Consider the following 13,522-nt stretch of genomic DNA (forward strand, 5'->3'; position numbering starts at 1 on the left):
GCCGCCGTGCCGCCGTCATAGATTTTATTCGCGGCCGACACCCCCGTGATACTGAGCGCCTTCGGCGTAATGGCCGCCGTCACGCTGGCCGGCGCGGTCACGCTGTAGTTGGCCGCCAGGCCCGTGCCGTCGCCCAGCTGGCCGCCGCTCACGGTCACGGTTTTGCCGTTGCCGGCATTCTTGTCGGCAAACGCGCCGGTCAATGCGCCCAAGGCGAGCGTTTCGTTGCCGACCAGCCCGGACAGCGCACCGCCGCTCAGCGTGGCCGCCGTGCCGCCGTCATAGATTTTATTCGCGGCCGACAGGCCGGTGATACTGAGCGCCTTTGTCGTGATGCTGGCCGTGCCGCTCGCCTGGTCCGTGATCGCATAGTTGCCCGCGTCCGCGCCGCCATGCGCGCTGCTCAGGATCACCGTCTTGCCGTTGCCGGCGTTCTTGTCGGCAAAGGCGCCGGTCGCGCCGACCGTTACCGCATCGCCGGCGACCAGGCCCGTGAGCACGACGTTCGATGCATTGACCGTGGCCGCCGTGCTGCCGTCATAGACCTTGCTGGCGGCGGTGATGCCGGACACCGTCAGCGCCTTCGGCGTGATGTCGGCCGTTACCCCGGCAGGCTGCGAGAACGTGTAATTCGAGGCCAGGCCTGTGCCGTCCGATAGCGATATTGTCGACAAGCTCACCGCCTTGCCCGTGCCGACATCCTTGCTGGCAAACGCACCGGCAATAGCGCCCAGGTTCAGCGTCTCGCTACCGACCATGCCGGATAGCGCCCCCCCCGACAGCGTGGCCGCCGTGGTGCCGTCGTAGACCTTGTTTGTTGCGCTGATACCGCTGACGGTGAGCGCCTTGGGCGTAATGAACACGGCATTGCTTGCGCTGGCCGCGCCCAGGCCGGGAAGCTGATAGTTGCTGGCCAGGCCACTCACGCCGTTGAGCAGCGACGCCGTCGTGATCCAGCGCGCTGATGCGGCGTTGGCGCTGTTGGCGGTCGCGCCGCTCACGCCGAGGTCTTCGCCGGCGACCAGATTGCCGAGGATGACGCTCGAGAAAGCAGCCGATCCATCGTACGTCCTGGTGCCGCCAAGTGTGACCGCGCGCGCAGTGATTTGCGCCGTAGCGCTGGCGGAGTTACCAGCCAGGCTGTAATTGCCCATGTCCGCGCCGCCGAGCGTAATGCCCGAGATATTGACGGAGTACGTGCCGACGTCCTTGGCACCGAAAGTACCCGTGCCGCTGGCCGTGACGACATCGCCTGCGATCGCGCCGGCCACTGACACAGCAGCCATCGTGTTGCCATCATAAACCTTGTCGGCGGCGCTGGGCGTCAGCGATTTTTGCGTGATGGCAAAGCTGCCCGTGTTGAAATACCCGACCGCATAGGTCGTGCCGCCCGTCGTGTAATTGGTGGGGTTGGCCGATGCAGCCACGAGCTTGGTATAGGTGCCGACGTTCTTGCTGGTGGTAGCGAAGGCAGGTGCCGGAACCAGATTCGACACCGAAAAGTTAGCAATGTCGGTGGTGGCCGAATACGTCAGGCCGGAGGTCGCAGTATTGCCATCGTAGATCTTGCTGCCGGAACCGGCCTGGGTAATGAACAGCGCGCGCGTGGCCATGTCGACGGCTTGATACGTCGCATAGAGGTAGCTGTTGTTGGAACCCGGAACGACCATTGTCCCGCAATTGGGCAGCTGTGCCGAACAGCTGGACAGCTGAGGTGCCTGCGTGTAGGCCGACAACTGGGGCGCGCCGTTGACATAGACCAGCCAGCCGGCGACCGACGGGCCCTGGAATACGACTTGGGCACGGCTTCCATATGAGACCAGTCCAATGGCTCCCGCATTGAGGTCGGCAGACGTATAGTTGCCTGGCGTGGCGTTGACCGCGTTCAGCAGCATCGTGCCGCCTGTAGTGGACGAGGCCAGCGTGGTCACCGTGTTCGAGCCGCCCTGGAATGCCAGGCCAAACGTCTTGATGCCTCCAGTGCTCTCGCCGTTAATGAGCAGATTGCCGCTGCCCGACCTGATCGTGGCATTCGACTGGATGTACACGCCGGCCGTCGCGCCGCCGTAGCTGCCATTGTTTGAGCCGACGAGCGAACGACCGTTGATCGTGATATCCCCGCCGGCTGAATCGATGGCTTTGCCGGTGCCGATAATAATGGCGGGAGTGGTGGAACTGGTGTTGAGCGCATAGGCGATGTTGCCGTTCGCGCTGCCGTTGGCGCCTCCGACGAGGATATTGCCGCCATTGGAGGACAAGTTGCTTGCAACGTTGACGCCGCCCGTCGTGGCACCCGCAGCATTGCCTGCCGACAGCGTCAGGTTCAACCGCCCCGATGTCGACGTGACGTCGGCACCCACGACGATGTTGCGGTCGGCACGCAAGGTCAGGCTGGCATCGCCGCCAGCGGTCTTGGCGATCGGGCTGGACACCGTGATATCGCCGCTGCCGCTGCCCGTCACGCCCGTGCCGCCCGGTGCCTGGGTCGTTATGGTGACGTTCGTCCCCTGGTTCAGCGCGCCGGTAATGGTGGTAGCCGCGGCCAGGTTGATCGTGTAATCGTAGGGATCGACGAGCCAGTCGCCACCCTTGCCTGCGGCCGCGCCGGCATTGACAACGAGATCCGGTGCCGTATTGACGTGGGCAGCCGAAGTCTCGATATCGCCGCCGTTACCGCCATGCGGCGCGCTGGCGTCCAGCAGCCCACCGGCATGCAAAGTACCGGACTGCATGTCGCCCAGCAGCAAAATCTCGCCGCGCTTGCCCGTCGCGAGCGTGCGCGCCTGGATAATGCCGGTGTTGTTGATCACCGAGCCAGTGAGCTCGCCGGCGGACTTGGCCGTCATCAGCACCTTGCCTCCGTCTGCACGGATCGCGCCGCCGTTTTCGATCAGCGCGTCAACTGCGCCCTTCTGCACCTGCAACTTGACGGGGCCGCCAAAATCGACCAGCACTTCGCTGCCGGCGCCGAACAGGACATTGCCGCGTTCGGCGCCGATCTGTCCGCTATTTTGTACCCGGGCCGCCACCAGCACGATGTTGCCGCCGGCAGTGGCATTGATGGTGCCCTGGTTCGCGACCGTGCCAGTGCTCTTGCCCGCGAGCTGGTAGCGGCCCGCCATAAAATCATCGGTGCCCATCGACAATGTGGATGCCAGCAGGCCACCTACGTTAACTTGTGCCGTTGGACTGAACAGCACGCCGTTGGGATTGACCAAAAACACGTGGCCATTCGCATTCAGTGCACCCTGGATAATCGATGGATCGGCGCCCAGCACGCGGTTCAGTGCGACCGATGAGGCGGAAGGCTGCACGAAGTTGACTGTATGACCTTGTCCAATGGAAAAGGATGTCCAGTCAAGCGCTGCTTTCTGGCTGGACTGGTTGACCGTCATCGTCTTTCCTGCATAAGCCACCGATGCCTGGCCTGTTACAAGCTGCCCGTGCGTGGGCAAGGGACCGGCGGCGGCGAAACCACTTGCGGCACCTGCCAGCAGCGCAATTGCCGTCTGACGACGGCGCGTGCGCGACGTAGTCGATTTTGTCCGCCCGGAAGCGAATTCCGAGACCGCCTGCCAAAAACCGGTCGTGGCATTCCAAACAACGCGATAGATATGGTTCATACAAACCTCTATTCAATGTGCTTTGTCAGCGTGCCACCAAGCGAGGCGACACGGAAAATAGTAGGAGTTTGTCGCGGCCTTGCGCAGTTCTCTCGACGTATGTGGGCGGGAGTTCTAGGCAATAGCAGACAAAACACGTACAGGCACAACTGCGGGTCTGGGCGGATGTGGAAGGCTGTCGTCTATGACAGCTTCTTTTTGGATGATGCGATATGCTCAAGCATCGCATAAATTGCTGCTTTAGAGCAATCTTTTATGATTGGTATCAAGTCAGATGCGGTATCTGCGCAACACCTATGCGACGCTCCTGCTCCTCAGCTAGCTCAGCAAGCCATTGCCGCGCGCCAGTTTCAGCCAGCCCGGATATTCCGTCATCAACAAGTCATACAGTTCCGCGTCGCTGTGCTCGTCGGGCGAGCTGACGGAAAAGTAATTGGCGTTGTCGACCAGGCGGCCCTGCAGTTCGTCGAGCTTTTCCAGAAACGGGAAATCGGAATCGGCAAAGGCGGCGAGGAACTTGCTTTTCGACTTGCGCCCCTTGCCGATGCCCATGAATTGCCAGAAGATGGGCTCATTGCTGGCCCAGCGCAATTGTTTCTCCGTCGTCGCCTGATCGCTGGTGCCGCCATCGGTGACGAACATCACGTACACGGGCAACTCGGCCGCGACGGGGCGCGTGCGCTCGCCGCCGGCCTTGTCGGGGAAATAAAACGCGCGGATCGCCTGCATGGCGGCGCCATAGCGCGTGTCGCCTTCGAGCGGATGACGCTGTATCGCCTGGCTCACATAGGTATTGCAGTTGTTCAAGGCCATCGGCGCCGGATGGTGGACGTTCTTGCCGAACAGGAAAACGTCGATCTCGCCGTCGTCGTCGAACTTGCAGCCCAGCGCCAGGATGCGCTCGGCAAAGCGCTGCACCAGCCCCTCTTTGTACAGCCGTCCCATGGAACCGGAAATATCGAGGCACAAGCACACCTTGGCGCGGTGCTCCGACAGCCCCACTTTTTGCAGCGACACGCCCGCCTGCTTGACGAGGCTCACCAGTTGCGGCGCCTCGCGTTCGACGCGCTTTTCCAGGTTGATCTTCGCCTGCATGACGGCCGAGGCCGCTGCGGGGGCAGCCTGCTCGACTTCGCCGCCGAAGTGGCGCACCAGCGCATCGAGTCCGCCATTAAAACCTTGTCCCACGGCCATGCAGCGCCAGCCGCCATCCTTGCGGTAGATTTCTGCCAGCATGACGGCTTTTTCCTGGGCGAAATCCGCACCGGCAAACACAAAGCGGGCCAGGTCGCGTCCGCCCGCCTGCAGGCGCACGTGGCCCGATTGCAGTTGCGACATCACGCCGCCGCCATCGATGGAGGCCGTCACGACGAGGCGGTCGATTCCGGCCGGCAAGCGCGCCAGCTGCAAGGCAAACTCGGCCATGTCGCCACCGCTGCCGGCGCGCGCTTCCACGCCGCCGCACGGCGTGCGCGGCTGGTTGAAAAAGGTCATGTAGCGCTCGTCGGACAGTTTGCCGGCCGCGTCGAGGCCGAAGCAGGCCACGTCCAGCGCGAGGCCCTGGGCGGCAACGCCGACCTGCAAGACGCCATCGGGAACGAGATTGGCCAGCGGCAAGCGCTGACCCTTGGACAAGGTTTCCATCAGTGTCTCCTAGGCGATGTAGCGGCGCGGATTGTCGGCATTGCAATCATCTTCGTCTTCCTTGTCCTCGCCCTTGAAGACGACGGGACCGTTGAAGGCCAGCTGCAGGTTCTCGCCCTGCCAGCTCAGCCACGGCGTCGCTTCGCTGCCGGGCTCCGACGTCTTGCCGGACGGCTCGAGGATGATGCTGTCGGGCGTGACGCGCGCCATGCCGATCACATAGGTGTAGACGGAATCGTCGTCGGCAGCCTTGGACAGGCGGAAATCGAAGTCGCACTCGACGATCTGCTGACCATACTGCATGACCATCTTCGGCCGCATGGAGGCCACCGACACGGCGCCATTGGCCACTGCCGAATACACGCTGAAGACGAGGCCCACCGTGCCGCCGTAATGCTGCGCCAGCGCGGGATTGACTTCCACCGTTTCCGTGGCCGGCTCCTTGCCCGCCGCGCCCGCCACGTCGCCCAGGTGGCGCACGTAGGGCATGCGGTCGAAGCTGCCGGCCGCGTCGGGTGCCTGGATGAAGCGCATCTGGCCGTTCGGCAAGAGGATGCCGACACGCAAATCGAGGTCATCGTTATCGTCGTCGCCATCGCCGTTATCGACCCAGGTGGCCTTGACGGTGAGTTTGCTCGGCGCGCCCGCGCCCTTTTCCAGCGATACCTTGTGCGTCTGCCCCGCCTTGGTCAGCGAAATTTTGGACAGGGAAATCTTGGGCGCCGGCGCCGGTTCCGCTTGCGCCACTTCGCCGCCGAAATGCGCGACCAGCGCATCGAGGCCGCCATTGAAACCCTGGCCCACGGCCATGAAGCGCCAGCCGCCATCCTTGCGGTAGAACTCGCCCAGCATGACGGCTTTTTCTTGCGCAAAATCAGACCCGGCAAAGGCGAAGCGGGCCAGTTCGCGCCCGCCGTCGAGCAGGCGCAGATGGCCGCTGCCCAGCTGCGCCATGGTGGCGCCGCCATCGATGGCGGCCGTGACGACCAGGCGCTCGATGGACGCAGGCAAACGGTCGAGCTGGTAGCTGAAACCGGCCGCATCGCCGGACGGCGCCGCAGTTTCCACGCCGCCACACGGCGTACGGGGCTGGTTGAAGAAAGTCATGTAGCGGTCGTCGGACAGCTTGCCGCTGGCGTCGAGGCCGAAACAGGCAAAGTCCAGCGACACGCCGGCGCTGGCCAGACTCAGCTGCACACTATTGCCCGTGACGAGGCCGGACAGCGCCAGGCGCTGCCCCTTGATCAGGTTTTCCATGGGATTATGTATTCAGGTGTGGGAGCTTCGGACAACGGCTCAGGGCAAGGCGCGTCGTCCGAAGACAGTACGAATAGTACGGCGAGGCGGCGCAACGCCGCCATGGGCCGTTTTCCGGAGCTCTTAAGCGTTAATGCCGAACGAGCGGGCTAGAGGGCCCAGGCCGCCTTTGAAACCTTGGCCAATGGCCTTGAATTTCCATTCGCTGCCGGCACGGTAGACTTCGCCGAAGATCATGGCCGCTTCCGTCGAGCCGTCTTCCGACAGGTCGTAGCGGGCGATTTCCGCGCCGTTGTCGCCGTTCAGGCAGCGGATGTAGGCCTTGCCGACCATGCCGAAGTTCTGCTTGCGGTTTTCCGCGTCGTGGATGGTGACGGCCACGGCGATCTTGTCGATGTCGGCAGGCACGTTGGCCAGGTCGACGGCGATTTTCTCGTCATCGCCATCGCCGCCGCCCGTCGTGTTGTCGCCAGCGTGAGCGATGGAGCCGTCGGCCGACTTCAGGTTGTTGTAAAAAATGAAATCAGCATCGGAACGGGCCTTGCCATCCGTTTTCAGCAGGAAGGCGCTGCCGTCCAGGTCGAATGCGGCGCCATCGGTGGCGCGCGGGTCCCAGCCCAGGCCAATCACGATTTTCTTCAAGCCAGGAGCTTCCTTGCTCAGGTTGACATTGCCGCCTTTTTGCAAACTGATCGCCATGGTAATTCCTCTTTGTTTAATAGGGTTGCTAAGGGTTGCATTCGGTGTTACAGGTCACGTCGCCGGTGTACCGGCTTGATGAGCCATGAGCCTACCATAAAGTGACGGCTTGCCAGCCGCGCACTATTGAAAATAATGCCATGCAGAAAATACCATGCCGCTGCCTCAATGCGCAAAATGACGGATAATGCCGCTCGACAAAAAATTTCATCATCTTTGAACCCCGGCTTGTCCTTGAACAATACCAAGATACGGCTCGACTGCATCCCCGGCACCCTGTGCGACGAGCGCCTGTGGTCGCGCCTGGCCCCTGCACTGGGCGGCGCCTTTGATCTGCGGCACGTGCCCCTGCACGAGGCGCGCACGCGCCCGGAGATGCAGACACTGATTGCCAACCATAGCGCGCCACGGGCCCATCTGGTGGGCTTTTCGCTGGGCGCCTATCTGGCGCTCGAGCACGCGCTGGCGCACCCGCAGCGTGTCCAGTCCCTTACTTTGATCGCCAATTCCGCCAAAGGTTTGCTGCCGGCGGAAATCGAAGCGCGCCAGCGCATCGTCGCCATGCTGGAACGCAATGCCTATGCGGGCATCACGCGCCAGCGCCTGCGCGAACTGCTGCATCCCGCGCACTTGCAGGACAGCGGCATCACGGGCCTGATCCAGCAGATGGGTCTGGACCTGGGCAAGGACGTGCTGCTGGCGCAATTCATCACCACCATCGATCGCCCGGACCTGATGGCGCGCTTGCCGGAACTCGACTTTCCCGTGCTGATCGTGGGCGCCGAAGACGACAAGCTCGTCAACCCCGACGACCTGCGCGCCATGGCCGCCCGCCTGCCGCAAGCCACCCTGCACCTGCTGAAAGAGAACACCGGCCACATGATTCCGCTGGAAGCGCCGGGTCCGCTGGCCGACGCCATGCGTGCGCATCTGGAGGCGGCCGGCAATTTCAACGATAATGACGGGCATCGGGCATCGCCCCCACCACTTTCACCGAACCAATGAGCCATTTGACCATCATCGTCGCCACCGACCAGCAAGGCGGCATCGGCATCGACAACACCTTGCCGTGGAAACTGCCGGAAGACCTGGCGCATTTCAAACGCCTGACGACGGGCCACCCCATCCTCATGGGCCGCAAGACCTTCGATTCCATCGGCCGGCCGCTGCCGAACCGCCGCAACATCGTCATCACGCGCAATGCCGACTGGCACCATGAGGGCGTGGAAGCGGTGCCGTCGGTGGAAGCGGCCATCGCCCTGCTCGATGGCGCGGAAGGCTATGTCATCGGCGGCGCCGAGATTTACCGGCAGTCGCTGGCCCTGGCCCAGCGCTTGATCGTCACGGAAATCGGCCAGACCTTTGATTGCGACGCGTTTTTCCCCGCCGTTGACCATGCCGTATGGCAAGAGACCGCGCGGGAAGCGCATGTTTCGGAGAAATCCGGCCTGCCTTACGCCTTTGTCACGCTGGAACGCAAAGCCTGATAAGGTTGAGAATTATGGCCAGAATGTTGCTGTAATACCCCTGTCACACCCATGCGTCACGCTAGCGTACGCTTGTGATGCTTAGGGGTGATATTTTTTTCCCGCAGAGGCCGCATTTCTGCGAGAATCCCGTTCTTATTTTTTTTCTGCGGCTGCCGGCTTGTATCACCGCCTGAGGTCGCGCCCTAGTCCGCCCCTTCACATCTGTCAGGGGCGGCTTGCTTTTTTGGAGACATGCATGAAATTTCGTTTCCCTATCGTCATCATTGACGAGGATTTCCGTTCTGAAAATACGTCCGGCCTGGGCATTCGCGCCCTTGCCGCCGCAATGGAAAAAGAAGGCATGGAAGTGCTGGGCGTGACCAGCTACGGCGATTTGTCGCAATTTGCCCAGCAACAATCGCGCGCGTCGGCCTTCGTGCTGTCGATCGACGATGAAGAATTCGGCGGCGGCTCCATTGAGGAAACCGACCACGCCTTGAAATCGCTGCGCGCTTTCGTCGAGGAAATCCGCTACAAGAACGCCGACATCCCCATTTATCTGTACGGCGAAACGCGCACCTCGCGCCATATCCCCAACGATATCCTGCGCGAACTGCACGGTTTCATCCACATGTTCGAAGATACGCCGGAATTCGTCGCGCGCCACATCATCCGCGAAGCGAAATCCTATCTGGACGGCCTGTCGCCGCCGTTCTTCCGCGCGCTGGTGCACTACGCCAACGACGGTTCCTACTCGTGGCACTGCCCCGGCCACTCGGGCGGCGTGGCTTTCCTGAAGTCGCCGATCGGCCAGATGTTTCACCAGTTCTTCGGTGAAAACATGCTGCGCGCCGACGTCTGCAACGCCGTCGAAGAACTGGGCCAGCTGCTCGACCATACGGGCCCTGTCGCCGCGTCCGAGCGCAATGCGGCGCGCATCTTCAATGCCGATCATTGCTATTTCGTCACCAACGGCACCTCGACCTCGAACAAGATGGTGTGGCACTCGACCGTGGCGCCGGGCGACATCGTCGTCGTCGACCGCAACTGCCACAAATCGATCCTGCATTCGATCATCATGTGCGGTGCCATTCCCGTGTTCCTGATGCCGACGCGCAATCATCTGGGCATCATCGGTCCCATCCCGCTGCATGAATTCACGCCGGAAAGCATTGCCCGCAAGATCGAGGCGAACCCGTTCGCGCGCGAAGCGAAGAACAAGAAGCCGCGCATTCTGACCATCACGCAATCGACCTACGATGGCGTGATCTACAATGTGGAAACCCTGCGCGAAATGCTGGACGGCAAGATCGATACCCTGCACTTCGATGAAGCATGGTTGCCGCACGCCACCTTCCACGACTTCTACAAGAATATGCACGCCATCGGCAAGGACCGTCCACGCGCCAAGGAATCGATGATCTTCTCGACCCAGTCCACGCACAAATTGCTGGCCGGCCTGTCGCAGGCCTCGCAAATCCTCGTGCGCGAATCGGACACGGTCAAGCTGGACCAGGACGCCTTCAACGAGGCTTACCTGATGCACACCTCGACCTCGCCGCAGTATTCCATCATCGCCTCGTGCGACGTGGCCGCGGCCATGATGGAAGCGCCGGGCGGCACGGCCCTGGTGGAAGAATCGATCATGGAAGCGCTCGATTTCCGCCGCGCCATGAAGAAGATCGACCAGGAATGGGGCCAGGACTGGTGGTTCCAGGTGTGGGGTCCGTCCACCTTCAACGACGAAGGCATGGGCCAGCAGGAAGACTGGATGATACGCGCCGAGGATGACTGGCACGGCTTCGGCGACCTCGCTCCCGGCTTCAACATGCTCGACCCGATCAAGGCGACCATCGTCAACCCGGGCCTGTCGCTGGACGGCCAGTTCGGCGACACGGGCATTCCCGCGTCCATCGTCACCAAGTACCTGGCCGAGCACGGCGTCATCATTGAAAAATGCGGCCTGTACTCGTTCTTCATCATGTTTACCATCGGCATCACCAAGGGCCGCTGGAATACCCTGCTGACCGCCTTGCAGCAGTTCAAGGACGACTACGACAAGAACCAGCCGATGTGGCGCATCCTGCCGGAATTCGCGGCGGCCAACCCACGCTACGAAAAAATGGGCTTGCGCGACCTGTGCCAGCAAATCCACGATTTCTACAAGGCCTACGACGTGGCGCGTCTGACGACGGAAATGTATCTGTCGGACATGATCCCGGCCATGAAGCCGTCGGACGCGTTCGCCAAGATGGCGCACCGCGAAATCGAGCGCGTGGCCATCGACGAACTGGAAGGCCGCATCACGTCCATCCTGCTGACGCCATACCCACCGGGCATCCCGCTCCTGATCCCGGGCGAGCGCTTCAACAAGACCATCGTCGACTACCTGCGCTTCGCGCGCGACTTCAACGAGCGCTTCCCGGGCTTCGAGACGGATGTGCATGGTCTCGTGAAACGCGAAGTCGATGGCAAGCGCGGCTATTTTGTTGATTGCGTGAAATTGGACGAGAACGTCTAAAGACGTTGACGTTCGTTGAACTTCATTAGATAGCGCCGCCTGATGCAAATCTGGCGGCGTTTTTCATTGCGGCCTACCGCGCACGCTTGTGCCAGATCAAACGGCTGGGGTATTGGGCTTCTAAGATGGGCCACTCGTGCCCTCGTGATGGCTGGCATATGACGCTCAAGGTGTGGCTGGAAATCGTGCAGCAGGCGGCGGCTGGCAGTGGCGCCTTGCTGATGACGGCCTTGAAGCAGGCTCAGGTAACTGTAGCCCGGCGGCACGATGGCGAGGAGGATGGCGCGGGCATCGTGCTGTTTGCCGAGGCCAATGCCGCGCTGCTGCAAGCGCTGCCGGCGCTGTGCCGCCATGCCTCCGTGCTGGCCATTGCCGCCTGCGGCCAGCCCACCAGCTGCGCGCAAAAGCGTGCCCTGATGGCGGCCGGCGCGCTCGACGTGCTGCTGTGGCCGGCGGGCAGCATCGATGCGGGCCAGGTGCTGGCGCGCCTGCAGCGCTGGCAAGCCGTGGCGCAGCTGCTGGCGTCCGGCGCCGTGCGCCGGCAACTGGTGGGCGACAGCGCGGCCTGGACCGCCTTGCTGCACCAGGTGGTGGAAATGGCCGCCTTCAGCCAGGCCTCGATGCTGATCACGGGCGAGACGGGCACGGGCAAGGATTTACTGGCGCAACTGGTGCACCGTCTCGGCAACTGCAGCGGCGACTTCACCATCCTCGACTGCGCCACCCTGTCGCCGGACCTGGCTGGCAGCGAACTGTTCGGCCATGAACGGGGCGCTTTTACGGGCGCGGCGGCCGCGCGCGACGGCGCTTTTGCCCTGGCCGACGGCGGCGTGCTCTTCCTCGACGAAGTGGGCGAACTGCCGCTGCCCCTGCAGGCACAGCTGCTGCGCGCCATCCAGGAGCGCAAATACAAGCGCGTGGGCGGCAATACCTGGCAGCCGACGCAATTCAGGCTGGTGTGCGCCACCAACCGCGAACTGGAAGGCGAAGTGGCGCGCGGCGCCTTCCGCGCCGACCTGTATTACCGTATCGCCGGCTGGCGTTGCCGGACGCCGCCCCTGCGCGAGCGCCAGGACGACATCCTGCCGCTGGCCCGGCATTTCCTCGCCGAGCTGGCCCAACAACAGCCCCCCGCGCTGGACGCGGCCGTGCGCGAATACCTGCTGCTGCGCGACTATCCGGGCAATGTCCGCGAACTGCGCCAGACCGTCACGCGCATCTGGCACCGCCATTGCGGCCCCGGCCCCATCACCATCGGCGCCCTGCCTCCCGACGAACGGTTGCTGGCGCCGCAATGGCCCGACCGGCATTTCGAGGCGGCCGTGCGGCGGGCCCTGGCACAAGACTGCAAGCTGTCGCACATCACGCGCTGCGCCACCGACGTGGCCATCCGCCTGGTGCTGGCCGAGGAAAACGGCAACAACCAGCGCGCCGCCGCCCGTCTGGGCGTGACCGACCGCGCCCTGCAGATACGCCGCAAGGCGGCCGCCTGCGCGGCACAGGCGGCTGCCGTCGCCAACGCCGCTACTGCCGCGCCACCGCCGGCCGTGCGGTGAGCCAGCTCACGCCAGCCCCGCCAGCCGCAAGAAATTGCCGCCCGTGATCAGCGCCGCGTCCCGTGGCGCCAAGCCCAACAAATGAATCTTGTGCAATTCCAGCCCCGGATGCAGCCAGGGGCCGTCCGAGCCGAACAAGACCTTGTGCGGCCCGGCCCGCCGCACGGCCTGTTCCAGCAAGTCGTAGCGGCGCACGCCCGAGCTGTCCGTATGGATGTTACGGTGGCGTACCAGATGGTCGATCAGCGCCAGCTGGGCCGCCCAGTCGTCGCTGAAGCTGCCCAGGTGGGGCAGGATGAAGTTAACGTCGGGATACTGCTGCGCCAGCAGTTCGGCCACGGCCACCTCGCCGGCCGGGTCGTACAGCACGGGCAAGCCGAAGAAACGCGCCGCGTCGCACACTTCGCCGCTGATGCGCGCGTCGAGCCGGTGCGCCTTGATGCCGACGAAGCCGTAGCGCTCGACGGCCGTGCGCACCAGGTCCTGGATGCGGCCCCGGTCGCGCCGCGCATGGACGAAGGCAAAGCCGTAGAAACGCTGCGGATCGGATGCCACCAGGCGCGCCACGCCATGGTTGGCGATCGCGTAGTCGGAGTGGAAGGTGGCGAACAGCACGCTGCGGGCGATGCCGGCCGCCTGGGCCCGGCGCAGGTAGGCGTGCAGCGGCGCATCGCTGTCCCACGGCCCGCTCAAGCCGTCGCCGGGACCGGCATGGCAGTGACAGTCGATGACGGGTGCCACCTCGTCCCCCTT

Annotated in this window: 9 protein-coding genes; 4 read left to right on the plus strand and 5 right to left on the minus strand. The window is 63.3% G+C overall.

The window, feature by feature from the left end:
* From IGS55_RS22895 to IGS55_RS22910, 4 genes are all read right to left on the minus strand, one after another.
* A partial coding sequence (locus tag IGS55_RS22895) for a YDG domain-containing protein (protein WP_230537290.1) occupies positions 1–3,623 on the minus strand: 3,623 nt, incomplete at its 3' end.
* Between the two features lie 318 nt (positions 3,624–3,941).
* Entirely contained in the window at positions 3,942–5,267 is a 1,326-nt protein-coding gene (locus IGS55_RS22900; protein ID WP_230517908.1) for a VWA domain-containing protein, read from the minus strand.
* 9 nt (positions 5,268–5,276) lie between these two features.
* Positions 5,277–6,524, minus strand: coding sequence for a TerD family protein (locus IGS55_RS22905; RefSeq protein WP_230517907.1), 1,248 nt, complete (start codon positions 6,522–6,524; stop codon positions 5,277–5,279).
* A gap of 123 nt (positions 6,525–6,647) precedes the next feature.
* On the minus strand, positions 6,648–7,223 hold the full coding sequence (locus IGS55_RS22910) for a TerD family protein (protein ID WP_128142912.1): 576 nt from the start codon (positions 7,221–7,223) through the stop codon (positions 6,648–6,650).
* A gap of 228 nt (positions 7,224–7,451) precedes the next feature.
* On the opposite strand from IGS55_RS22910, the gene IGS55_RS22915 reads away from it, so the two are divergent.
* The 4 genes from IGS55_RS22915 to IGS55_RS22930 all read left to right on the plus strand — a co-directional run bounded on the left by IGS55_RS22915 (position 7,452) and on the right by IGS55_RS22930 (position 12,769).
* Positions 7,452–8,228 (plus strand): alpha/beta fold hydrolase, encoded by a 777-nt coding sequence (locus IGS55_RS22915; RefSeq protein WP_230517905.1) that lies wholly within the window; start codon positions 7,452–7,454, stop codon positions 8,226–8,228.
* Positions 8,225–8,710: a dihydrofolate reductase gene (locus IGS55_RS22920; RefSeq protein WP_230517904.1), complete on the plus strand. Its 486-nt coding sequence runs from the start codon at positions 8,225–8,227 to the stop codon at positions 8,708–8,710. Before IGS55_RS22915 ends, IGS55_RS22920 begins: the two co-directional genes overlap by 4 nt.
* Before the next feature lie 238 nt (positions 8,711–8,948).
* Complete coding sequence (locus tag IGS55_RS22925) at positions 8,949–11,213, plus strand: arginine/lysine/ornithine decarboxylase (protein WP_230517902.1); 2,265 nt, start codon at positions 8,949–8,951, stop codon at positions 11,211–11,213.
* A 158-nt stretch (positions 11,214–11,371) separates the two neighbouring features.
* Complete coding sequence (locus tag IGS55_RS22930) at positions 11,372–12,769, plus strand: sigma-54-dependent transcriptional regulator (RefSeq protein ID WP_230517901.1); 1,398 nt, start codon at positions 11,372–11,374, stop codon at positions 12,767–12,769.
* Between the two features lie 6 nt (positions 12,770–12,775).
* Here the strand turns inward: IGS55_RS22930 and IGS55_RS22935 are convergent, their stop codons facing one another.
* Positions 12,776–13,510, minus strand: coding sequence for an amidohydrolase family protein (locus IGS55_RS22935; RefSeq protein WP_230517900.1), 735 nt, complete (start codon positions 13,508–13,510; stop codon positions 12,776–12,778).
* Positions 13,511–13,522 lie beyond the last annotated feature (12 nt).

This window comes from Janthinobacterium sp. EB271-G4-3-2 (genome assembly GCF_020858035.1).
GTDB classification, from domain to species: domain Bacteria; phylum Pseudomonadota; class Gammaproteobacteria; order Burkholderiales; family Burkholderiaceae_D; genus Janthinobacterium; species Janthinobacterium aestuarii.

What these genes read in the sequence shown, in the direction of transcription:
- IGS55_RS22900 (WP_230517908.1), bottom strand. Translation starts at nt 5,267, where the DNA reads ATGGAAACCTTGTCCAAGGGTCAGCGCTTGCCGCTGGCCAATCTCGTT.
- IGS55_RS22905 (WP_230517907.1), bottom strand. Translation starts at nt 6,524, where the DNA reads ATGGAAAACCTGATCAAGGGGCAGCGCCTGGCGCTGTCCGGCCTCGTC.
- IGS55_RS22910 (WP_128142912.1), bottom strand. Translation starts at nt 7,223, where the DNA reads ATGGCGATCAGTTTGCAAAAAGGCGGCAATGTCAACCTGAGCAAGGAA.
- IGS55_RS22920 (WP_230517904.1), top strand. Translation starts at nt 8,225, where the DNA reads ATGAGCCATTTGACCATCATCGTCGCCACCGACCAGCAAGGCGGCATC.
- IGS55_RS22925 (WP_230517902.1), top strand. Translation starts at nt 8,949, where the DNA reads ATGAAATTTCGTTTCCCTATCGTCATCATTGACGAGGATTTCCGTTCT.
- IGS55_RS22930 (WP_230517901.1), top strand. Translation starts at nt 11,372, where the DNA reads ATGACGCTCAAGGTGTGGCTGGAAATCGTGCAGCAGGCGGCGGCTGGC.